Annotated in this window: 19 protein-coding genes and 1 pseudogene; 11 read left to right on the top strand and 9 right to left on the bottom strand. The window is 59.4% G+C overall.

Annotated elements, in window-relative coordinates; genetic code table 11:
- Nucleotides 1-32: 32 nt before the first annotated feature.
- From PL640_RS09445 to blh, 4 genes are read right to left on the bottom strand one after another with little or no spacing between them, the layout of a single operon-like run.
- Nucleotides 33-470, bottom strand: coding sequence for a YeeE/YedE family protein (locus PL640_RS09445; protein WP_271361637.1), 438 nt, complete (start codon nt 468-470; stop codon nt 33-35).
- Nucleotides 467-874 (bottom strand): YeeE/YedE family protein, encoded by a 408-nt coding sequence (locus PL640_RS09440; protein WP_269699174.1) that lies wholly within the window; start codon nt 872-874, stop codon nt 467-469. The genes PL640_RS09445 and PL640_RS09440 overlap by 4 nt, the downstream gene beginning before the upstream one ends.
- Nucleotides 871-1,224 (bottom strand): sulfite-sensing transcriptional repressor BigR, encoded by a 354-nt coding sequence (bigR, locus tag PL640_RS09435; RefSeq protein ID WP_271361635.1) that lies wholly within the window; start codon nt 1,222-1,224, stop codon nt 871-873. The genes PL640_RS09440 and bigR overlap by 4 nt, the downstream gene beginning before the upstream one ends.
- Nucleotides 1,218-2,513, bottom strand: coding sequence for a bifunctional sulfur transferase/dioxygenase Blh (blh, locus tag PL640_RS09430; RefSeq protein WP_271361634.1), 1,296 nt, complete (start codon nt 2,511-2,513; stop codon nt 1,218-1,220). The genes bigR and blh overlap by 7 nt, the downstream gene beginning before the upstream one ends.
- 199 nt (nt 2,514-2,712) lie before the next feature.
- Here blh and PL640_RS09425 point away from each other — a divergent pair, with 199 nt between their 5' ends.
- The gene (locus tag PL640_RS09425; RefSeq protein WP_046801915.1) at nt 2,713-3,444 is read left to right on the top strand and encodes a FadR/GntR family transcriptional regulator; all 732 of its coding nucleotides are present in this window, start codon (nt 2,713-2,715) and stop codon (nt 3,442-3,444) included.
- A gap of 26 nt (nt 3,445-3,470) precedes the next feature.
- Here the strand turns inward: PL640_RS09425 and PL640_RS09420 are convergent.
- Nucleotides 3,471-4,098: pseudogene (locus PL640_RS09420) on the bottom strand (LysE family translocator).
- A 316-nt stretch (nt 4,099-4,414) separates the two neighbouring features.
- On the opposite strand from PL640_RS09420, the gene PL640_RS09415 reads away from it, so the two are divergent.
- From PL640_RS09415 to PL640_RS09400, 4 genes are read left to right on the top strand one after another with little or no spacing between them, the layout of a single operon-like run.
- Nucleotides 4,415-5,437 carry an ABC transporter permease gene (locus PL640_RS09415; RefSeq protein WP_271361633.1) on the top strand — a complete coding sequence of 341 codons (1,023 nt, stop codon included), beginning with the start codon at nt 4,415-4,417 and terminating at the stop codon, nt 5,435-5,437.
- Nucleotides 5,437-6,324 (top strand): ABC transporter permease, encoded by an 888-nt coding sequence (locus PL640_RS09410; RefSeq protein ID WP_052818900.1) that lies wholly within the window; start codon nt 5,437-5,439, stop codon nt 6,322-6,324. The genes PL640_RS09415 and PL640_RS09410 overlap by 1 nt, the downstream gene beginning before the upstream one ends.
- A gap of 4 nt (nt 6,325-6,328) precedes the next feature.
- Nucleotides 6,329-7,165, top strand: a complete 837-nt coding sequence (locus PL640_RS09405; RefSeq protein WP_271361631.1) for an ABC transporter ATP-binding protein — start codon at nt 6,329-6,331, stop codon at nt 7,163-7,165.
- Entirely contained in the window at nt 7,165-7,923 is a 759-nt protein-coding gene (locus PL640_RS09400) for an ABC transporter ATP-binding protein (RefSeq protein ID WP_271361630.1), read from the top strand. Before PL640_RS09405 ends, PL640_RS09400 begins: the two co-directional genes overlap by 1 nt.
- Nucleotides 7,924-8,310: 387 nt before the next feature.
- Here PL640_RS09400 and PL640_RS09395 read toward each other — a convergent pair whose 3' ends face one another.
- The 3 genes from PL640_RS09395 to PL640_RS09385 all read right to left on the bottom strand — a co-directional run bounded on the left by PL640_RS09395 (nt 8,311) and on the right by PL640_RS09385 (nt 11,775).
- A complete protein-coding gene (locus PL640_RS09395) occupies nt 8,311-9,909 on the bottom strand; it encodes an ABC transporter substrate-binding protein (RefSeq protein WP_271361629.1) in 1,599 nt (532 codons plus the stop codon).
- A gap of 81 nt (nt 9,910-9,990) precedes the next feature.
- Complete coding sequence (locus PL640_RS09390) at nt 9,991-10,620, bottom strand: SGNH/GDSL hydrolase family protein (RefSeq protein ID WP_271361628.1); 630 nt, start codon at nt 10,618-10,620, stop codon at nt 9,991-9,993.
- A 6-nt stretch (nt 10,621-10,626) separates the two neighbouring features.
- Complete coding sequence (locus tag PL640_RS09385) at nt 10,627-11,775, bottom strand: mandelate racemase family protein (protein ID WP_271361627.1); 1,149 nt, start codon at nt 11,773-11,775, stop codon at nt 10,627-10,629.
- A gap of 423 nt (nt 11,776-12,198) precedes the next feature.
- Here PL640_RS09385 and PL640_RS09380 point away from each other — a divergent pair, with 423 nt between their 5' ends.
- On the top strand, nt 12,199-13,227 hold the full coding sequence (locus tag PL640_RS09380; protein WP_271361626.1) for an LLM class flavin-dependent oxidoreductase: 1,029 nt from the start codon (nt 12,199-12,201) through the stop codon (nt 13,225-13,227).
- A 79-nt stretch (nt 13,228-13,306) separates the two neighbouring features.
- Here PL640_RS09380 and PL640_RS09375 read toward each other — a convergent pair whose 3' ends face one another.
- Complete coding sequence (locus PL640_RS09375; RefSeq protein WP_271361625.1) at nt 13,307-14,614, bottom strand: NtaA/DmoA family FMN-dependent monooxygenase; 1,308 nt, start codon at nt 14,612-14,614, stop codon at nt 13,307-13,309.
- A gap of 355 nt (nt 14,615-14,969) precedes the next feature.
- Between PL640_RS09375 and PL640_RS09370 the strand changes: the two genes are divergently transcribed.
- From PL640_RS09370 to PL640_RS09350, 5 genes are all read left to right on the top strand, one after another.
- Nucleotides 14,970-16,037, top strand: a complete 1,068-nt coding sequence (locus PL640_RS09370) for an ABC transporter substrate-binding protein (RefSeq protein WP_271361623.1) — start codon at nt 14,970-14,972, stop codon at nt 16,035-16,037.
- A 7-nt stretch (nt 16,038-16,044) separates the two neighbouring features.
- A complete protein-coding gene (locus PL640_RS09365; protein WP_271361621.1) occupies nt 16,045-16,941 on the top strand; it encodes an NmrA family NAD(P)-binding protein in 897 nt (298 codons plus the stop codon).
- Nucleotides 16,932-18,116 carry an LLM class flavin-dependent oxidoreductase gene (locus PL640_RS09360; protein WP_271361620.1) on the top strand — a complete coding sequence of 395 codons (1,185 nt, stop codon included), beginning with the start codon at nt 16,932-16,934 and terminating at the stop codon, nt 18,114-18,116. The genes PL640_RS09365 and PL640_RS09360 overlap by 10 nt, the downstream gene beginning before the upstream one ends.
- 93 nt (nt 18,117-18,209) lie before the next feature.
- A complete protein-coding gene (locus PL640_RS09355) occupies nt 18,210-19,409 on the top strand; it encodes a M20 aminoacylase family protein (protein ID WP_271361618.1) in 1,200 nt (399 codons plus the stop codon).
- A 34-nt stretch (nt 19,410-19,443) separates the two neighbouring features.
- Entirely contained in the window at nt 19,444-21,033 is a 1,590-nt protein-coding gene (locus PL640_RS09350) for an ABC transporter substrate-binding protein (RefSeq protein WP_271361617.1), read from the top strand.
- The last annotated feature ends 401 nt before the right edge of the window (nt 21,034-21,434 follow it).

Genomic DNA, 21,434 nt, shown 5'->3' with positions numbered 1-21,434 from the left:
TCATGCCTGGGTATGAAGGTTGGCGGGTTGCTCTATGGCTCTTTCGCCAGGAGGCGATCATGCGCCAACATGCCTGCAATCATGGCGCAGACAAAAAGAATGACCGGCAGAAGCCCGAGAGCGAAAGCCGACAGTGCCGGGCCGGGGCAGAAACCGGCAAGCCCCCAACCAATGCCGAAAATGGCTGAACCAAGGATGAGCGGCCGGTCGATGCGGGTTTTTGCCGGAAGGCTGAAGTCTTCGGCAAGAACCGGTCTGGCAATAAAATGGCTGAGCAGAATACCCGGCACGGCGACCGAGACTGCACCGCCAAGAACAAACATCAGGCTCGGGTCCCAATGGCCGCTCGCCACATCGAGAAAACCTGAAACGCGGGCCGGATCGACCATGCCGGAGAGCGACAGACCGAAACCGAACAGGGCTCCTGCCATCAATGCCAGCGCAACACGCGCCATGGCTTGATTTTTCATGACATGGCTCCCGTTATCGTTGCCGCGACAATGCCGGTCATCAGGAAGGTTGCGGTTGCGGCGATGGAGCGCCGGGAAAACCGGGCCAGCCCCATGATGCCGTGGCCGGAGGTGCAGCCGGAGCCCATGCGCGTGCCGAAACCCACCAGCAGACCGGCAATGATGATCAGCGGCCATGGGGCGATTATGGTTATCGTCGGAAGCCGGCCGAATGCGGCGGCGTAAAGATAGGGCCCGGCCAGCAGGCCGGCCAAGAAGGCCAGATCGGCAAGCCGCCGCTCCCGGCCGAGCATCCTGCCCATGATACCGCTGATGCCGGCGATGCGGCCGTTGAACAGAAACAGGAGGATGCATGCAAGACCGAGAAGCATGCCGCCGAAAAGCGAGGGCCAATAGGGGCTCACGGGGCCGCCTCCGGTGCACAGAATATGGCGTAGAGAGCCTCGATAAGCTGGGCCGCTTTCGTTTCGCTCATCCGGTAGAAAATCTGCTTGGCTTCGCGCCGGGTTTCGACGACACCCGCTTCCCGCAGCACGCCGAGCTGCTGGGAAAGTGTGGGCTGGTGAATATCAAGCTTCGTCTCCAGTTCGCCGACTGAAAATTCTGCCTGCGCCAGAGTGCAGGCCAGCATCAGCCGGGCAGGATGGGCGAGTGTCTTTAAAAGCAGCGCAACTTCGACGGCGCGTTCTTCCATGGCGGGCAGGGGGATTTCGGCGATGCCCGGGGTCTGTTGCCAATTATTGTCTTTCACCATGTGCTACCCTCCAGCCCATCGAGCGGGAATTTGAGGTAGCGTTTGCCGTTGGCCTCCGGCTCCGGCAGGCGACCACCACGGATATTGACCTGCAGTGCGTGCAGAATGAGCTTGGGCATCGGCAAGGTGCGATCCCGAGCTTCGCGCAGACGGATGAAGCCTTCTTCCGTCACGCCGGCCAAGTGCGGATTGCTGCGTTTCTGTTCTGCGACCGTGCTTTCCCATTTCGGTGCGCGGCCGCCGGGCTGGTAGTCATGGCCGGTGAAAAGCCGCGTTTCCTTTGGAAGGGCAAGAATGTCCTGAATGGAAGCCCAAAGCTCGCTGGCGCTGCCACCTGGAAAATCGGCGCGCGCGGTGCCGGAATCCGGCATGAAAACCGTATCATGCACAAAGGCGGCGTCGCCCACGACATAGGTGACGGAAGCCAGCGTGTGGCCGGGCGAAAACAGCACGCGGGCATCCAGTGAACCGATGTTGAACCTGTCACCCGCTTCAAACAGCCGGTCCCATTGCGAGCCATCGGTCTCCAGATCGGGCCAGTTATATTTCGCCTGCCAGAGTTTTTGTACACCGGTAACTTTTGCGCCGATGGCGGTCTGGGCGCCGGTTCTCTGTTTCAGGTAGTAGGCGGCGGAAAAATGGTCGGCATGCGGATGGGTATCGAGTATCCATTCCACCGACAGGCCTTCGCTTTCGATATAGGCCAGAATGGCATCGGCATTCATCGTGCCCGTCGCGCCGGATTTTTCATCGAAATCAAAGACGGGGTCGATAATGGCGCATCGTCCGGTCGCCGGGTCCGAAACGACATATTGCAGGCTGGATGTACGCGGATCGAAGAATGCCTTGACGTGGGGTGCCGCCAAAGCCCGCCGCTCCAGCCAGCGAACCGCGCCGGACAGGTCAAAACCGTGCGTCCTGCCGAAAGGCTCGATTTCGCTTTGCTGCATACGCGCGTCAAGCGCTTCGCCGAGTACGTAAAGTGTCAGTGCGCGGGTGCCGCCTTTGCAATGGGCAAAAACAGGACCGTCGGCCGCGGCCATCGCCTGCTGGAAGGCGCGAATATCGGCCTCGGTCATGGTCGGTCCGGTCACCGGAATGAAGCTGTAAGTCAGACCTGCCGTGCCGGCGGCAGTTTTTTCCCGCATATTGCCCGGCTGGCCGGCGTCTTCGCCATCCGGTCGAGCGTTGATGATGCTTTTATACCCTTGAGAGGAGAGTGAAGGGAAATCGGCGATCTCCGGCTGGCCCGCTACGGTCAGACGCTCGTTGATCTTGACGGCGCTCATCAGCATCTCCTGTTGTTCTAAATTAATATATGTTATTGTATAATGTATATCGTCTTACTGCAAGAGTTGGAAATTTCTTTTCGAGCGACAGGATGGCTGACCGCGAGGATCAGCCAAGCCAATCGTCAAGGCGGCCGGGCCTTGCAATGTTGCGGGTGTTTGCTAACATGCCAGACAGGTTAAAAACAGGTGGGCTGGAATGGACGTTGAGAGCAGCACGAAGCAGGGGGTATCGCTCGCGGCGAAAATCAGTTCGGCACTGAGACGGGATTTGTCGGAGGGCGTGTTCCGCCCCGGTGACCGTCTTCCGAGCGAGAGCGCCCTGACGCGTGAATATTCCGTAAGCCGTACCGTCGTGCGCGAAGCCATCGCCATTCTGCGTGCCGATGGTCTCGTTGAAGCTCGCAAGGGCGCGGGCGTTTTTGCCGTGGAGACGAAACCAGCCAAGGAACTGCCTTTCAACGATCTGGCTATCGGGCGGATTTCCTCGGTAATCGAGTTGCTGGAATTGCGAACGGTTTTTGAGGTTGAGTCCGCCGGCCTTGCGGCATCGCGTCGTTCCGCCGTGCAGGTGGAGGCGATTGTCGATGCGCACCGGCGGATTGGTGACTGCCTGGCCGCCGGGCTGCCGACACGGGATGCCGATTTCGAATTCCATCTGGCGATTGCGCAGGCAACGCAGAACCGGCGTTTTCCGGAATTCCTTCAGCTCATCCGTTCCGGCATCATTCCGCGTGGCGAATTGCAGGGCGCGGCACCCGGCGCACGTCCGAAGGACTATAATCTCCATCTGCAGGAGGAACACGCCAGGATCGTCGACGCCATCATAGAAAGCGATGCAGATGCCGCGCGCCAATATATGGCGGCGCATCTGCGCGGCAGTCTTGAACGTTACAAGGTACTTCTGCGCTCCCGTACAGCGGCGGAGTAAGAGGGAAAGATAGCCGTCTCAATGGCTTAGGTGCTTGCCCGGCGATAAAGGGCCAGAGAGGCGGCAAGCGTCAGCAGCGCACCGCCGCAAATCCGGTCAAGCCACAGGGCGCCGGATTTGCGTAACATTCTGACGGCCTGTGCGCCCAGCAGGGCATATCCGAACATCAGGATGAAATCGATGGCGGTAAAGACCAGCGCAAGCACCGCATATTGTGGGATTTGCGGCGCCAAAGGGTTGATGAACTGCGGCAGAAAAGAACAGATAGCCCTTGGGGTTGGTCACCGCGACAAGAAAGCTCTTGAGAAAGATCGAGCGTGCGGATGTCGCCCCGTTCCTATCTGCCGGTTGCAGCGCACCGTCGAGCGTGCCTCTGGAGCGAAGCAGCATGAGACCGAGAAAGACGAGATAACAGACGCCCACCCATTTGACGACGCTGAACCAGAATTCCGAGGCGGCGAGCAGGGCTCCCAGCCCCAGCGCAACCGCACCGATCAGAACGAAATCGGAGAGAATTGCGCCGGCCATGCCGATCAAAGCGCGCTGAATTCCGAATTTCGAGCCATTCGAAAGCGCCAGCAAAACAGTCGGACCGGGCGTCGCGATACCGATGAAAGCGACCAGGGTAAATGCCAGAAGCGTCATATCGGCCATTTTTTGCTCTCCCCCGAAGCCCTCGATGTCGTCGGCAATGCCTGGAACTGCATCCGCGCCGGCATATTTTTGAAACGGCAGAATACAGGCTTTAGCGGTTGCGACAACGTAAGGGGTTTATTTTCCGGTGAAGGGGAAACCCCGGTAACTGCAGGGTGAAATTTCCACCGGGATAAATTTTTCGGAGCCTCTGGCGCTGTCGATTTTGCCGACCCGTGCTTGACAGCTTTCTACACCTGTGACAACTTGTGAATAGTTGTCAGACAGGATTGCGCATTCATCCTTGCGCCGATCGGTTTCTGGCAAGGGAGGAATCATGTCAAAAAGACGCCTTTCGCTTTATGGCCTGTCCGGCCAGATCGGAAGTATTGCCGTTACGCTGCTTGGACTGCTGCTGCTGACCTTCTTTATCGGCCGCCTGATGCCCGCCGATCCGGTGCGGGCGATCGTCGGTGAGGATGCAACCCGTGAAACCTATGAACAGGTCTATCATGCGCTCGGCTTCGACCGTCCGCTGTGGCAGCAGTTCATCTATTATCTCGGCGATGTGTTCACCGGCGATTTCGGTACTTCGATCCGCACCGGCCGACCGGTCATCGAAGACATCATCCGGGTCATGCCCGCGACGATGGAGCTTGCGACCTTCGCGATCCTGATCGGTGCCGGCCTCGGCATTCCCATGGGCGTTTATGCCGCCGTCAAGAAAGACCGCTGGCAGGACCATCTCGTGCGCGTGCTCAGCCTGTTCGGCCATTCCATGCCGATTTTCTGGACCGGCATGATCGCGCTGATCGTTTTTTACGCCCATCTCGGCCTCGTTGGCGGCGGGGGCCGCATGGACCAGTTCTATATCGGTCTCGTGGAGGAGCGGACGGGCTTCCTGCTGATAGACAGCCTGATTGCGGGTGACATGGAAGTGTTCTGGTCGGCGATCAACCATCTCATCCTTCCCGCCGCCCTGCTCGGTTATTCCTCCTCGGCCTATATCACCCGCATGACGCGCAGCTTCATGCTGGACCAGTTGGGCCAGGAATATGTAACGACCGCACGCGTCAAAGGCCTGTCGCAGCGGCAGACGGTGTGGCTGCATGCTTTCGGCAATATCCGCGTGCAGCTGGTCACCATCATTGCCCTTGCTTACGGCTCGCTGCTGGAAGGCGCGGTGCTTATCGAGACCGTCTTCGCCTGGCCGGGTTTCGGGCAATATCTCACCAGCAATCTTATCATCGGCGACATGAATGCCGTGATGACCTGCGTGCTTATCGTCGGCGTCATCTTCATTGGGCTTAATCTCCTGTCCGACATTCTCTACCGCTTTTTCGATCCGAGGACCCGCTGATGACGGCTCGTGCAGAAACCTCCTCTCGTCTTCCCGTGCCGTTAAACGCGCTGAAGAACATCATCCTCTTCCTGCTGAAAAGCCCGACATCGGCCTTCGGCCTGCTGATCTTGCTGCTACTCGTCATTTCGGCGATTTTCGCACCGTGGCTCGCGACGCACGATCCTTATGTGCAGGATCTCGCCAACACGCTGCAACCACCGGGCAATGGCCATGTCTTCGGTACGGATGAGCTGGGACGCGATATCTACAGCCGCCTGCTCTGGGGTGCGCGCATCACGCTCACCATCATCACGCTGGTGTCGGTCATCGTCGGCCCGGTCGGCCTTCTGGTCGGCACGGCTTCCGGTTATCTCGGTGGCAAGTTCGATACAGTGATGATGCGCATCACGGATATTTTCCTGTCGTTCCCGAGCCTCATCCTGTCACTCGCTTTCGTGGCGGCGCTTGGGCCGAGCCTCAACAATGCGATCATCGCGATTGCGCTCACCTCGTGGCCGCCGATCGCGCGTCTTGCCCGCGCCGAGGCCATGACGTTTCGGAAAGCGGATTATATCGCCGCTGCGCGGCTTCAGGGCGCCTCGCCGCTGCGCATCATCGTCAAATCCATCATGCCCATGTGCCTGCCTTCGGTCCTCATCCGCCTGACGCTGAACATGGCGACCGTTATTCTCACCGCCGCCGGCCTCGGCTTTCTTGGTCTTGGCGCGCAGCCGCCGCTGCCGGAGTGGGGGGCGATGATCGCCACTGGCCGGCGTTACATGCTGGACAGCTGGTGGCTGGTGACGTTCCCCGGCGTTGCGATCCTCTCCGTCAGCCTCGCCTTCAATCTTTTAGGCGACGGCCTGCGCGATGCGCTCGATCCGAAACAGATGAACCGGAGATAAGGCCATGGAAAAACCAATCCTTGACGTCGAAAATCTCCGCATCCGTTACGGCGGCTCGGCAACCGAGGCGGTGCGTGGCATCTCCTTCACGCTTGGCCGGGAGCGGCTGGGCATCGTCGGTGAAAGCGGCTCGGGCAAATCCACCGTCGGCCGGGCTCTGCTGCGCCTTTTGCCATCGGCGACGATTACCGCCGACAAGCTCGATTTCGAAGGCCTCGATCTTCTCGCGCTCAGTGAAAAAGAAATGCTGAAGGTTCGTGGGCGACGCATGTCGATGATCCTTCAGGATCCGAAATTTTCCCTCAATCCCATTCGCCGCGTCGGCGAACAGGTAACGGAAACCTATCTTCGCCACTTCAAGGCGTCGAAATCCGAGGCTCGGGAAAAGGCGCTCGCCATGCTGGATGCGGTGAAGATCCGCGATGCTGCGCGCGTCTATGAGCAATATCCGCACGAGATTTCCGGCGGCATGGGCCAGCGCGTCATGATCGCCATGATGCTGCTCGCCGATCCAGATCTCGTCATTGCCGACGAGCCGACCTCGGCGCTTGATGTGACAGTGCGGTTGCAGGTGTTGAACATTCTCGACGGTCTGGTTCGGGATCGCGGCATTGGCCTCATCATGATCAGCCACGACCTCAACCTCGTGCGCAATTTCTGCGACCGAGTGCTCATCATGTATGCCGGCCGTGTGGTGGAAACGCTGGCCGCCCGTGATCTCGATCAGGCGCAGCATCCCTATACGCGCGGCCTCCTGGCCGCGCAGCCGCGCATCGGCGGCTCTCGCGCACCGCTTGCGGTGCTGGATCGCCGTCCAGAATGGCTGGAGGAGAACGTATAATGGCCGTTTCCGTCGAAATCCGCGATCTTTCCATCACCTTCGGCAGCGGCCATACGGCGCTGAAAGTGCTGCCCTCCGTCTCCTTCAAGGTGGAGCCGGGCGAGTGCTTCGGGCTGGTCGGCGAAAGCGGCTCGGGCAAATCCACCGTGCTGCGTTGTGTGTCGATGCTCAACGATTTCTGGACCGGCGACATCCTCATCGGCGGCAGGTCGGTGCGTGACATGCCGCTGATCGAGCGGTGCCGCATGCTGCAAATGGTATTTCAGGACCCATACGGGTCACTGCATCCCCGCCAGTCGGTGCGCACCGTGCTTTCGGAATCGCTTGCGATCCACAAGCTCGGCGACCGTGAAGAGCGCATGCGCAAGGTCATCACCGATGTCGGTCTGCCCGTCTCCTTTCTCGACCGGTTTCCGCATCAGCTCTCCGGCGGCCAGCGGCAGCGTGTGGCGATTGCCCGTGCGTTGATCCTCGAACCGTCTCTGCTTCTGCTTGATGAGCCGACCTCGGCGCTCGATGTCTCGGTGCAGGCGGAAATCCTCAATCTGTTGCAGCGGCTGCGGCAAGAGCGCGGTTTCACTTATATCATGGTCACCCACGATCTCGCCGTGGTTGATCACATGTGCGACCGTTTCGCGGTGATGCTGCGCGGTGAGATCACCGAAATCCTGCCGCGCGAGGCCATTGCCGGCAATGGCGCGACGCATCCCTATGCGCGCGAACTGATCGGCGCCTCTCTGGAATATGAAGGCGCTTGACGCCTCCCAAAACGTGACTGTCCTCCTCCGGGGCGTCACGGACAAATAACATCCTCCTTCCTTGCCCGGCCTCACTGCCGGGCATTTTTTTTGGGGGCAGGCCAAAAATAGAAAAGGCTGGGTGATGATTGGGCCTCGTGCTGCTGACAAAGCAGAAACCTCTCTTCCGTCATGCCGGACCAGATCCGGCATCCAGCCAGCCCAAGTCCTTGGGCTGAAAGGACCTTTTCCGCCGTGCAGACGCACGTCGGCTGGATTCCGGCTCAAGGCCGGAATGACGGAGGCGATATGTTTTGCCCGTCGGAGCAATTCTACGCGGTCTTCCCGCAAACAAAAAGGCGCGGGTGTTAGCCGCGCCTTTTCCTGATTAACCGCTGTGTCGGACGATTACCGCTCCTTGCTCACCTCTTCAAAGCGCGAAAGCCAGGGGCTGACGATCATGCCCTTGACATCGCTGCGGAAGGCGGCGGTGTCGATGACTTCCGAGAAAGGCTGGATCGACATGACGATCTCGTCCATATAGCCCTGCAGGTCCTCATAAAGCTTCGTCTGTTTCGCCACGTCGCGTTCGACAAGCGCTTCTTCGATCATCTTGTTCAGCTTTTCATCGAAGAAGCTGGTGCGCCAGCTCTGATAGTTTGTGAGCTTGGCATCGTCGGCATTGTTGGGGTTATAGGCGATGGAGCGCAGGTTGTTGTCCGGGTGCGGCTGCTGGCCGCCGCCGCCGCGCCCGAGCAGCAGTTCGAAATTCCGCTCGCGCATGGCGCCGTAGATCTGGTCGCCGGAGCCGCTGATCAATTCGGCCTGAATGCCGGCCTGCGCCAGCGTGTTCTGGATCGCCGTTGCCGCCTTCATGAAAGGATCTTCCGAGAGTACGCGCAGCGTCGTCTTGAACCCGTTGGGATAACCGGCCTCAGCCAGAAGCGCCTTGGCTTTTTCGATGTCGAGCTTGTAGCCCTGATCCGGCAGCGCGCCCATCACACCGGTGCTGAGGGAGCGCTGATGCAGCTTGCCGTAATAGGGCATGACCGCCTTGTCGAGACCGTCGTAATCGATCAGGTAACGCAGGGCCTCGCGCACCTTCTTATTGGCGAATTTCGCATCCTTCATCGAAACGCTGAGGTAATAAAAACCGGAGCCGGGTGTGGATTCGATGGTGACGGCCTTGTCGGCCTCAAGCGATTTCAGATCGGGGGCCTGCAGTGAATAGGCAACGTCGATATCGCCTTTTTCCAGCATCAGGCGCTGCGACTGCGATTCCGGCAGATGACGCATCAGGATGCGCTTCATCTTGGCCTTCTCACCCCAATAATCATCGTTGCGGGTGAGGATGATATATTCGTTGGATTTCCATTGCGTCAGCTTGAAGGGGCCGGAGCCGGCGGAATTCAGCGTCAGCCATGCGCCACCAAGATCGCCGTCCTTTTCATTTTCAAGCGCGGTCTTGCTGTCGATGATCGAGCCGGGGCCGTTCTGCGCTAGGATCATCAAGAGAAGATTGGGGTCGTCAGGCTTCGGAATATTCAGCACGAAGGTCTGGTCGTTTTCGGCAACGAACAGCTTGTCGGCTTCCTCCAGTTTGAAACCACGGGTTTTCAGGAAGGAAGATTGCGCCAGGTTGCGGGCAAGCAGGCGTTTCAGGCTCCACGCCACGTCCTTTGCCGTCACGGCATTGCCGGAGGCGAATTTGGCATCGGCGCGCAGATGGAAGCGGATGGATTTCCGGTCTTCGGCAATTTCCCAACGTTCGGCAAGGCGGGGCTGCACGCTGCGATCTTCAGGCGAAAGCACGACCAGCGTGTCATAGACGTTGTTCAAAACCTGGACGGTCTCGCGGCCGGTGATGGCGGCGGGATCGAGGGTCAGGATATTGCTCATGGTTGTGGCGACGATGAGCTGGTCTTTCGGCGTTTCAGCGAAAACACTGAGCGGCATCGCGCCGATCAGCAATGCGCCAAGCGCTGCGGTTGCAAGAAAATGTTTCATTTTTCCTCCCAATACGGCCGGTTCATACGGCCTTTCCACGTTTTGATCCTCGCGCCCGGTTCCTCCTCGGGCGTCGCAGGATCAGCCAAGAATCTCTCTGACGGGTGCTGCGAGCGCCCGGCCGATTGCCGCCGTTGCCGGCGCGTCCAGATGCACGCCATCCACCGGTGAGGCGCCGGCAACCGATCCGGCATCAAAGAAGGCGTGCCCCAGTTCGGCAGCGAGTTTGCGGTAAAGCGGCGCAAGCCTGAGCGATTGGCCGATGTCCCGCCCACCCGCCGGTTCTCCGCCGGGGCCTGCGACGCAGGGCGGCGGTGCGACGATCAGCAGTTTCGGCACCGCCTCGCGCGGCTTGTAGATAAAGGTTTCGACAATTTGGGCCAGCCGCCGCATGCCGGAAACTGCGGCGTCCGCCCGCCCGCCATGCACCGGCTTGATATCGTTCGTGCCCAGCATGATGATGACGAGATCAAGTGGCATGTGGCAGGACAGCGCGACTTCAAGCGCCCGCACGCCATTGCGGCAGGCGGGGCCGGCATGGTCATCATAGCAGGTGGTGCGCCCGCCAAGCCCTTCCGGGTGAACCTTTGCCTTTCCGGCAAGCTCGGCCTCCAGAACCTCCGGCCAGCGGTGTTCGGCAGGGTGCCGCAGACCCGTTGCCGGGTCAGCACCCCAGGTGAGGCTGTCTCCGAAGGCGAGCACCGTTTTCATCGCCCGTTACCTCACCCGATTGTTGTCGATGAAGGTAAAATCGATGTCCTCGCCAAGGCCCGGCCGGTCAGGGACATGCACGAAGCCGTCGTTGTCCATCGGGTCCGACAGCGATTTCAGATAATCGTGGCCGTCATCATATTCGAGGAAGGGGTGCAACAGGCCGCGCTCATACCAGCGGCAATTCTTGGTGGCGGCGACAACGTGCAGGTTCATGGCCGTGTTACCATGGACTTCGCATTCCATGCCAAAGGCTTCGGCCAGATGCATGGTCTTCAGCGCCGGCGTGATACCACCGACATCGTTGACGCCGGTGCGCAGAATATCGCAGGCGCCGGCCTTGATCCATTCGGCACGATGCCAATGCTTGCCGGCAGCGCTTTCCGGGCCGACGACCGGAATATCGAGATTGTCGGAAAGCCATTTGTAGGAGGACAGCGACTGTTCATCCATCGGCTCCTCGATCCAGTCGAAACCGAGTTTTTCGAGACCACGGCCCAGCGCTAGCGCATCGGTGCGGGAGTACCAGTGGAAAGCGTCGATCATCAGGCGAATATCGGGGCCGACCGCCTCACGAACGGCGGCGCAGGCCTTGAGGTCCATCTTCACATCCGGTGCCCAGCTGACGGGCGGCATCCAGGTGTGCAGCTTGATGCCCTTGTAACCGCGCTTTACCAGCGTTTCGGCAAAACGACCGTAATCTTCCGGCGTCGCCAGCCCGCCTTCCAGCTCGTCACCGCACATGATGGAGCCATAGGCCAGCACCTTGTCGCGATAACCGCCGATCAACTTGTATACAGGTTGGTTGAGCGAGCGCCCGGCAAGGTCCCACAATGCGCAATCCACCACCGCCAATGTGCGGTCCGTCAGCTGTGCGGCCGAACCGCGCTGCCAGTGGGCAAGGTCCTGCCACAGCCGTTCGCGGTCGCGATGGTCCTCACCGATCAGGACTTTCTTGACGAATTTTTCGATGACATGCGGGCGAACGATCTCCGACGCGGTGAAGGAGTGGCCTTCCTGCCCATCTTCCGTACGGATGGTCAGCATGGCCTGTTCCACCTGATGCGCCGGCCCCGGATGCGCGTGACCGGCGCTGTCCGAGTGGCGACGGGTCGTCGTGCGGAAAACACGGACCTCGACGTCGGTGATGATCATAATTCCTCCCTCATGCAGGTATCGCAGCGTTCATGATTGCCGCAATGTCATACATGTCTGCGTTATTTGTCAACATGTATGATAATCTGTATTACATGTTTGAGGCGGAAATCAAGTTTTTTGTCGGGTAGCCCGTAACTTGCGTCGTAGGCCAGACCGGCTTTGTGGCTGTTAGGAGCTGCGAAGGGGACGGGGGAAGTGGAGAGCAGGACGCGGCAAGATCGTCGCAAGTAACCTATAATTTTAGTAGACTATTAAATCGCGCAACGATCTTTCAACAATGACCGGGACTATAAAAGACCATGCCGTGCAAGCCGCGCCCTTCATCGGGCATTCTGCTGGAGTATGCGCGGCACGGAAGAACGGCCGCAGCAGCATCGCCTGAGCCCGTCTTCCGTCAACAACCATTCCCGGACGTTCACTATGCCTCTTTCCCGTATTTCCCATTTCGCCTTTCTGGTTCCCGGCAATTATCACGATGATGACCCCGCAAAGGGACTGGAAGAAACCCTGCAGCTTTTCGAAGCCGGGGAGGCGCTGGGTTATCACAGCGCCTGGGTGCGTCAGCGCCATCTGGAACGGGGCGTTTCATCGGCAGCCACTTTTCTTGCCGCTGCATCGCAGCGCACGAAGCGGATCGGACTAGGCACCGCCGTCATTCAGCTGGGTTATGAAAATCCCTTCAGGCTGGCCGAGGATCTCGCCACGGTTGATGTCCTGTCACACGGGCGGCTGAATGTTGGCGTTTCGGTGGGCGCGCCGCCCTTTGCGCATCTCATTTCGGACTATGTCGATATCGCTGCCGATGCGGATTACAACCACGGCCGTGCGGAAAAGCTGGCGAAGGCGTTGAGATCGGAACCTTTATCCAGTGACACGGAGGCCGGCAATGCGGCCGGTGCGCAGGTGCCGCGCCTTCGGCCCTTCGCCAGGGGTTTGACCGACCGGCTGTGGTATGGCGGCGGATCGCAGAACTCCGCCCGGTGGGCCGGCAGGGCAGGGTTCAATCTTCTGACCGGCAATATCGTCAGCGGTGAAAACACCGATGATTTTCTGACCGCACAGGCGGCTCTTGTCGCCCGCTTCCGGCAGGAATGGGCGCATGAGCGCCAGCCGCGTGTCGCGCTGGGACGGGTGATCCTGCCAACCGATAGCGCAAGCCCCGCGACACGCCGCCGTTATGCGGAATTCGCCGCTGAACGTGACAAGCGCACGCATACGCCGCATGGCGCGCGCCGCACGCTTTTCCTGCCCGACATTGTTGGCACGACTGAGGAGATTCTGGAGACGCTGTCGCGTGATCCCGTGCTGCCGCATGTCTCGGAATTCCGTCTGGAATTGCCCTATGAGTTCCAGCCGGAAGATTATCGCCAGATCGTCACGGATTTCGCCTCCGTCCTGCCGCAGCTTTCCGGCGGCCGGCCGGTTTTGAAAGTGGCGGCAGGTCAATAATACGTCCCTGGCACCCGCCATTGCCGTCCGCGGGGCGGACGATGGAGGTGTGGCGCTTTAACCGCGCCACATCCTCGGTTCAATCGGGATAAGGCAGACCATAGCGGTCGCGGATCGTCGCACCGTCATATTCACGCGGATAAACGCCGCGGTCCTGCAGCACCGGCACGACCTTTTCGACGAATTCGGCAATATCATCGGGCGCGCGCGGTGGCTGCAGGGTGTAGCCATCCACCGTGCCATCCTGCCAGAGGTCGATGATGCCATCCGCCACCTCTTCCGGTGTGCCGAGCAGCAGCCGGTGGTGCCCCTCGGAGCGGCGCACGGCCTCACGCGCGGTGAGCTTTTCATGGGTCAGCAGTTCGGAAAGGCCAAGCCCCATGCCAACAGCCCATTGCCGGTTCTGGTCGGGAATGAAGTGCTCGCCATCGAGTTTTATATCCGGGTTGAAATCGCGCGGATCAATGCCGTTTTCCTTGGCGAAGCGCGCCAGAAGCCCGTCTTCCGAGCCGGTCCCGCTGAAGAGTTCATGCTTGCGCAGCGCTTCCTCACGGGTCTCGCCGAGAATGACGACAAGGCCGGGAACGATGCGGATGCCGGCGGGATCGCGGCCGAAAGAGATAGCGCGGTCACGCACCTTTTTGCCGAAGGCCTGACCCGCCGGGCGTGACAGGATGTTGCAATAGATGATCTCGCCATGGCGAGCCGCCAGATCGATGCCACCTTCGGAAGCGCCGGCCTGCGCGATGACGGGATGTCCCTGCGGCCCGCGTGGAACGTTGAGCGGCCCTTTTACGTGGAAATATTGCCCCTCGTGATCGATGGTTTCCGCCGTTGCCGCATCCCAGAAGCGATCTTCCGGCACATCTCCCTCACGGCGCGGATCCCAGCTCGACCAGAGCTTTTTCGCGACATCGAGAAATTCGGTGGCCTTGGCATAACGTTCGCTGCGTGGTGGCAGCGGATCATTGCCGAAATTGGCCGCGACATTGGGATTGAAGGAGGAGACGATGTTGACGATCAGCCGGCCGCTGGTGACGATATCGATGGATTGTGTTCGCCTCGCAAAATTATAGGGCGAATTATAGGTGGAGGATATTGTCGCCACAAAACCGATATCCGGCACCTGCGCGGCAAGTGAGGTGGAGAGGATGAGCGGATCGATGGTGTGAAATGGGCGACTGGCCGGGTCAGTCAGCAGTGCCGGGTGGTCGGAGAGGAAAACGGCGTCGAACCGGCCTTTATGGGCCAGTTCCGTCAGCCGCCGATAATAGCCGATATCATTGATATCGTGCCGGTCTCCGCTTCTGTATTTCCAGGCACTGGGAAGATATCCCGTTGTATTGATGCCGACATTGAGATTGAGCCGGCGTTTGGTGTTGCTCATGCTTTTATTTTTCCGTCTGTATGGGATTTCCAGCCTGTGGCGGGTGCAATTGTTCGAAAGCGTAACAGCCGCGATTTCGGTCGCGAGTTAAAAATCCTTGCTGCTGGGAGAAGAAAAACTTTCGAGCCATGGCTTTTCCGGCTCCCACGTGGATGCCCCTGATAGGAGTGGCTGCGTTGGGCGTTGTGTTCGAAAATGACGCCATTTTCGAAAGGATATTTCGTTCACCATGCGAGGGCCTAGTGTTATGGAAACGAATTTCTTCAATCGCCTCCTAAATAGTACACTTTATCTATAGAAAATATCCGGCGGCGTGTAGCGTGCTGTCCAGATCGCAATTTCGAGGACGACCGCCATGGCTGATGCCGCCCTTCGCCAAGCAACCCAACCCGTGACCCTCTGGTACACCCGCTGCCCGGCACCAACGCCGCTTTCCATCGCGGTGCAGCTTGGCTGGATAGAGGAGCGTTTTGCCGGTCACGGCATCTCCGTTTCCTCCATTCGAGATGCGGCCGATCCGGCTATCAGGCAGAGCCATTTTGATCATCGGCTGGACTGGTCCTTCCGCCAGGGCGGCAACATTCCGCCAATCTGGGCGAAGGCGGGTGGCCGGCAGACGCGGCTGGTGGGGCTGACGAGAACCGATGAGTTTCAGGCGGTCATTGCGTTGCCCGCAAGCGGAATAACCAAGGACCGCGATTTGAAGGGGCGGCGCATCGGCCTGCCGAAACGTCCGAATGAAACCATCGATTTCCAGCGCGCCACGTCGCTGAAGGGCATCGTGTCGGCACTCACCGTTTCCGATCTCACCGTTGCCGATGTCGAACTCGTCGATCTGACAGCAAGAGAGCCGGTGCTGCTTGGTCCAACGGATGAGCGCTTCCATGGCCTGCGCCGGCGGCTCCCTTATGGCGAGGAAATTGCAGCACTGCACCGCGGCCAGATCGATGCATTTTTCGTCAAGGGCGCCGAAGGTGTTACCGTCGCCAATCTCATCGGTGCTCAGGTCGTCGTATCAACCGGGTTTCATCCCGATCCGAAAATCCGCATCAACAATGGCACGCCACGTCCCTTGACGGTGGACGCCACCTTTGCCGATGAGCGGCCCGATCTGGTGGCGGAACTGGTGGCCACCGTTCAGCGGGTTGCCCAGTGGGCAAATGACAATCCGGCGGAGGCCGTGCGTTTCATCGCCCGCGAGATCGGCGTCAGCGAAGAGGCGGTCCTGGCTGCCAATGGCGCGGATGTGCACCAAAATCTGCGGCTCGATCTCGATCCGGCGGAATTGGATGCGCTGAGCCATTTCAAGGATTTCCTGCTGGAATGGAAATTTATCCCTGACGATTTCGATGTGCGGGACTGGGCCGATCCACGTGCTCTTTCTTCACTGCAAGAGACCGCACAACACAAAGCTGGAAAGTGAGGACGTCATGGCAGCCACCATTCTTGTAACGGGTGCAACCGGCAAGCTCGGCCAGCGTGTCGTTAGCCGTCTTTTGCAAAAACAGGAGAGCGTTCGCGTGCTGACCCGCAGGCGCGAGGATGCACTGAAACTGTGGGGTGACAGGGTCGAGATTGCGGAGGGGAATTTTTCTGATCCGGCCAGCCTGAAGGAGGCTTCACGCGGCATAAATGCCGTCTTTGTGCTTTCCCCCATCGGGGAAACGCTGGCGGTTGATCAGAATGCGGTCATCGATGCGGCCCTCTCGGCCGGTGCTTTGCGGGTCGTGAAGATATCCGGCTCTGACTGGACCATTAAAAATGCCGCCCACTCCATCTCGGGTGCGGCCCATGCCGAGGTGGAGGCGCATCTTGCCAGAACCGGCATAGCGCATACGGTACTGCGGCCGAATGCATGGATGCAGGTGGTGCTGGAACCCGTTGTCGCCGCGCTGCAAAAGGGAGAGGATGTGCCCGCCCGCTTCGGCAATGCGGCCGTCTCTTTTATCGATGCAGACGATATCGCCGATGTGGCGGTTCACGCGCTGACTGCCGACGCAGCGTTTGCCGGCCCCCTGGTGCTGACCGGTGGCGAAGCCCTGACGGGGCTGGAGATCGCCCGCATCGCGGCCCGTATCCTGCATCGGCCGGTTGGGGTTTCGCATGATGCCGTGCTGGCCTTTCCACCGGATATCGGCGTTTTCGAACAGAAAGCGATCGGCGAATTCGGTCAGCTCATTCGCGCAGGTCTGGCGGCATCCGTCACCGATACCATCGACCGGATCACCGGTCGTCAACCCCGCGGCGTGGAGAGCTACCTACGCACCCGGTTGGCCGCAGCCGCACCGCAGGGTGATCATTCCGAGGGAGAAAAGACATGGCGCTGAGTGTTCCTTTGCCCGATGGTTCGGAGCTGAAAGGTCTTGAACTGAAAAGTCCTGCCGATTTTGACGACAGCCCGCTCAGCCGGGCGGTAAAACAGCCGCTGATGCTGGGCCTGTTCCTCAATCTTCAGGACATCAATTTCTCCAGCCTGCCGACCAGCAACAGCTGGACTTTCGATTATAACGTCGAACTGGTGAAGCGGGCGGAGGAGCTTGGTTTCGAAATCGCCTTCAGCCGCACCCAATGGCTGCCCAAGGGCGGATATGACGGCGAATCCTCACTCGACAGCTTCATTGCGCTCGGCGCCATGGCGGCGGTGACGAAGAGCATTCTGCTGATCTCGACCATCCATGTGCTTTACGGGCCTCTGCATCCGCTGCATCTCGCCAAATATGGAGCGACGCTGGATCATATCGCCAAGGGGCGTTGGGGCATCAACATCGTCACCGGCCACCGCGCCATCGAGCACGAAATGTTCGGCTGGCAGCGGATCGACCATGACAAGCGTTATGATATGGCGGGTGAATTGTTCGATGTGCTTCACCGCCTGTGGGGTGAGACAGAAAACTTCTCCTATGAAGGCAAGCTCAATCCCTGGGCAATCAACAATGGCTGGATCACGCCGAAACCGGCCTTCGGCCGCCCGCCGCTGGTGACGGCGACGGGTTCGCCTGCCGGTATCGATTTCGCCGCCCGCCATTCCGATCTGGTTTTCGTCACTTCGCCCGGCGGGGCGCATATAGACAGCGCGCTGGAAACGCTGCCCGATCATGTCGCCACGATCAAGAACCGTGCCAAAGCCTATGGCCGGCAGGTGAAGACGCTCATCAATCCGATCATTGTCAGTCGCGATACGGAAAAGGAGGCGATCGCTTATGCCGATGCCATCGAGGCTGGAAAACCGCAGGCTGGCACGCGCGCCTTCGCCACCAATAATTACGACAGCGACGCCCATGCCTGGCGCGGCCGCGGCGATGCGCGCCACAAGCAGGGGCGCAATCTCGGCGGCAATATCGAAATCATCGGTTCGCCGGAACAGGTGGTCGAGCAGCTTGTCGGTTTAAAAAAGGCCGGGATCGATGGGGTTCAGCTGAATTTCTACGATTTCCGTGAAGACCTTTATTACTTCGCCGAGCGCATTCTGCCCTTGATGAAGGAGGCTGGCCTGAGGCTCTGACGCCTTTCCAGCCCTGATTTTCCAGTTCCGAAGCTAACCCCCTTCGCAATCGCCCGATTGCGAAAATGATATTGTTTGCCCTGAGGAGATACCGTGAATATCGCCGTCGATCCCGTCAAAACATCAGCACCGAAAATTCTGGACCGGATCGGGACCTATGTTCCCGAACTCGTCTCCATCCGCCACGATCTGCACCAGCATCCGGAAATCGGCTTCGAGGAGGTAAGGACCTCGGGCATCGTCGCTGAAAAGCTCGCCTCCTGGGGCATCGAGGTGCATCGCGGTTATGGCAAGACCGGCCTGGTCGGCGTGTTGCACGGCCGCCATGCGGGTAACCGGTCCATCGGGCTTCGGGCCGATATGGACGCCCTGCCGATGCCGGAGGAAACCGGACTGCCCTATTCGTCGGTCTATCCCGGCAAGTTCCACGGTTGCGGACATGATGTGCACACTACCATCCTGCTCGGCACCGCCCGTTATCTGGCGGAAACCCGCGATTTCGCCGGCACGGTGGTGTTCATTTTCCAGCCGGCCGAGGAAGGTCTTGGCGGCGCGCGCGCCATGATTGCCGATGGGCTGTTCAAGGATTTTCCGGTCGACGAGATTTATGGCCTGCATAATTCCACCCATGCCGCGCCCAATCATCTGAAGGTTTCGCCTGGCACCATTCTGGCAGGTGCGGATTTCTTCGATATCCGGCTAAAGGGCAGGGGCGCCCACGCCGCCCATCCCGATGTCTCGCGCGACCCGGTGCCGGCGACGGGCGAACTCATTCAGGCCTTGCAGACGATCGTCAGCCGCAACGTGTCGCCGACCGATCCCGCCGTGCTGTCGATCACGCGCATCGAGGCGGGGTCGGCGTATAATGTCATTCCCGAAACGGCCTCGATTGCCGGAACGGTGCGGGCTTTTTCCGACAGCGTGCGCGAAACCATCCGGGAGCGCATCCGCACGATTTCCGATCACCTTGCCGCCGCTCATGGCCTGACCGCCGAGGTGGATATTCGCGACATATTCTCGGTTCTCACCAATGACGATGCGTCCGTGGAGATCGTTGCCGGCGTGGCACGGGAGGTTCTGGGAGACGAGCGCGTTTCCACCGAGCCGGGCCGCTTCATGGGCAGCGAGGATTTCGCCGATCTCCTGAAACACGCGCCCGGCGCATTTTTCACCCTTGGCCATTCCGGCACCGTGCCTGCCCACAATCCCGGTTTCATCGTCGATGACGCCATCCTGCCGGTTGGCGCCACGCTGTTTGCCCGGCTGGTGGAAACCCGGCTGAAACCTGCCTGAAAATTTGAAAACAAGTCTGTACGAGGAAACATCCATGAATATTACAAGACGTAAGACATTGCTTCTGAGTGCCGCGCTTGCCGGGGCCATGCTGTTGCCGTCCTTGCCTGCGGTGGCGGCGGAAACGCCGAAAAAGGGCGGGATCGTTACTCTTGCGGGTCTCGGCGAGCCGACGACGCTGGTGCCGCTTTCCGATTCCAATACGCGCACCCGCGCCATTTCCACGAAAATTCTTGAAGGGCTGGTGCGGTTCGACGGCGAGTTCAAACCGCATCCGGTTCTGGCGGAAAGCTGGGAAACATCGGCAGACGGGCTGCGCCACACGTTCAAGCTGCGCAAGGGCGTAAAATGGCATGATGGCAAGGATTTCACCGCGCAGGATGTTAAATTTTCGCTGCTCGCCTTCAAGAAGGTCGGTCCGCGCGGGCGTATCACCTTTGCCAATATTGCCGATATCGAAACGCCCGATCCGCTGACGGCGGTGGTGGTGCTTTCCAAACCCGCACCCTACCTTCTGCGGGCGCTGACGGGCGGCGAAACGCCCATACTGCCGGCCCACGCCTATGCTTCAGAGAACTATAATGAGAGCCCGAACGGCAATGCGCCCATCGGCACCGGCCCCTTCGTGTTCGAGGAATGGAAACGCGGCAGCTATGTGAAGCTGAAGAAGAACCCGCATTACTGGCAGGCCGATCTGCCTTATCTCGATGGTTTCGTGGCACGCTTCGTTGCGGATGCGGCCTCCACCACCATTTCCGTGGAAACGGGGGAGGCGGATTACACCGCTGACGTTTCCTACAGCGATCTGGAGCGTCTTCGGCAAAATCCGAGGCTTGCGGTGGAGGTCTATACAGACTCCTATCTCAACAATGCCGCCATCTTCGAGTTCAATCTGGAAAACCCGATCCTTGCCAAAAAGGAAGTCCGCCACGCGCTGGCCCATGCCATCGACCGCGATTTCATCAATGACGCGATCTTCTTCGGAACGGCCAAACCTGCTGGTTCAAACATCCCGGCTGTCTTCACCGCCTATAATGATGAAAAGCCTTTCACCTATCCTTTTGATCTCGCCAAAGCGAACGAATTGCTGGACAAGGCTGGTTACCCGAGAGGTGCTGATGGCACCCGTTTTTCGCTGCGGCTCGCCTTCCTGCCATCCGACGTCTTCCGCAAGACAGCCGACTATCTGCGCTCTTCCTTCGGCAAACTCGGCGTGAAGGTAGACATCGTCGAAGGCGATCTCGCCACCTTCATCAAGCGCGTTTACACCGAGCGCGGTTTTGACCTGACGGTGAACGGCATCAGCCGGCTGTTCGATCCAACGGCGGGCGTGCAGCGTCTCTACTGGTCCGATGGCATCAAGAACCCGGCGCCTTACGTCAATGCCGCCCACTACAATAACCCCAAGGTGGATGATCTTTTCCGTGCGGCCGCCATCGAGGTGGATGAAACGAAGCGGGCGGCGCAATTCCACGACATCCAGAAAATCACTGGTGACGACCTGCCGAATTTCTCCATCGTCGCTTTGCCGACCGTCATTCTGCGCAACACCAGTCTGAAGTCGCTCGTCACGACCATCGACATTGCCTATGGGGATTTGTCGACGGCCTGGAAAAGTGAGTAAGCGTTTTGAAATGTGAGTTCATCCCCACTCCGTCACCCCGGACTTGATCCGGGGTCCAGCGTGATCAAGTCCTTGATCGCGAGAGATTCTTCTCACGGCGCAGACGCGCCGTGGCTGGATGCCGGATCAAGCCCGGCATGACGGTAGAGCGGTCTACGATCTTCCTCATCAACTCTAGCCCGGCAATTCTGTCGGGTTTTTTATTGCTGAAAATTGCTGTCCGGCCTTTTTTCGCTGTCGCGTGATAGCGGTATTTTCGGGAAAAACATTGCTTTTGGAACAGGCCGGCGGGAACAGCGATGCCGGCATTTGAAATTTCAAAAAAATCAATTTCATCAATAATTTAACGCAAAGCAATTCTTCGTTTCAAAGCAAGAATTGCTTTCTGGACCCACGCTTTG

The sequence above is a fragment of the Agrobacterium sp. ST15.16.024 genome, from assembly GCF_027956545.1.
In the GTDB taxonomy this organism is placed as follows: domain Bacteria; phylum Pseudomonadota; class Alphaproteobacteria; order Rhizobiales; family Rhizobiaceae; genus Agrobacterium; species Agrobacterium cucumeris.
The sequence above is the reverse complement of the archived record's forward strand: the minus strand, read 5'-3'. Positions and strand labels throughout refer to the sequence as shown.

Excerpts from the sequence above, each read along its gene's own strand:
- bigR (WP_271361635.1), bottom strand. The coding sequence starts at position 1,224 with ATGGTGAAAGACAATAATTGGCAACAGACCCCGGGCATCGCCGAAATC.
- PL640_RS09395 (WP_271361629.1), bottom strand. The coding sequence starts at position 9,909 with ATGAAACATTTTCTTGCAACCGCAGCGCTTGGCGCATTGCTGATCGGC.
- PL640_RS09415 (WP_271361633.1), top strand. The coding sequence starts at position 4,415 with ATGTCAAAAAGACGCCTTTCGCTTTATGGCCTGTCCGGCCAGATCGGA.
- PL640_RS09445 (WP_271361637.1), bottom strand. The coding sequence starts at position 470 with ATGAAAAATCAAGCCATGGCGCGTGTTGCGCTGGCATTGATGGCAGGA.
- PL640_RS09400 (WP_271361630.1), top strand. The coding sequence starts at position 7,165 with ATGGCCGTTTCCGTCGAAATCCGCGATCTTTCCATCACCTTCGGCAGC.
- PL640_RS09350 (WP_271361617.1), top strand. The coding sequence starts at position 19,444 with ATGAATATTACAAGACGTAAGACATTGCTTCTGAGTGCCGCGCTTGCC.
- PL640_RS09375 (WP_271361625.1), bottom strand. The coding sequence starts at position 14,614 with ATGAGCAACACCAAACGCCGGCTCAATCTCAATGTCGGCATCAATACA.
- PL640_RS09410 (WP_052818900.1), top strand. The coding sequence starts at position 5,437 with ATGACGGCTCGTGCAGAAACCTCCTCTCGTCTTCCCGTGCCGTTAAAC.
- PL640_RS09425 (WP_046801915.1), top strand. The coding sequence starts at position 2,713 with ATGGACGTTGAGAGCAGCACGAAGCAGGGGGTATCGCTCGCGGCGAAA.
- blh (WP_271361634.1), bottom strand. The coding sequence starts at position 2,513 with ATGAGCGCCGTCAAGATCAACGAGCGTCTGACCGTAGCGGGCCAGCCG.
- PL640_RS09360 (WP_271361620.1), top strand. The coding sequence starts at position 16,932 with ATGGCGCTGAGTGTTCCTTTGCCCGATGGTTCGGAGCTGAAAGGTCTT.
- PL640_RS09390 (WP_271361628.1), bottom strand. The coding sequence starts at position 10,620 with ATGAAAACGGTGCTCGCCTTCGGAGACAGCCTCACCTGGGGTGCTGAC.
- PL640_RS09405 (WP_271361631.1), top strand. The coding sequence starts at position 6,329 with ATGGAAAAACCAATCCTTGACGTCGAAAATCTCCGCATCCGTTACGGC.
- PL640_RS09370 (WP_271361623.1), top strand. The coding sequence starts at position 14,970 with ATGGCTGATGCCGCCCTTCGCCAAGCAACCCAACCCGTGACCCTCTGG.
- PL640_RS09385 (WP_271361627.1), bottom strand. The coding sequence starts at position 11,775 with ATGATCATCACCGACGTCGAGGTCCGTGTTTTCCGCACGACGACCCGT.
- PL640_RS09380 (WP_271361626.1), top strand. The coding sequence starts at position 12,199 with ATGCCTCTTTCCCGTATTTCCCATTTCGCCTTTCTGGTTCCCGGCAAT.
- PL640_RS09365 (WP_271361621.1), top strand. The coding sequence starts at position 16,045 with ATGGCAGCCACCATTCTTGTAACGGGTGCAACCGGCAAGCTCGGCCAG.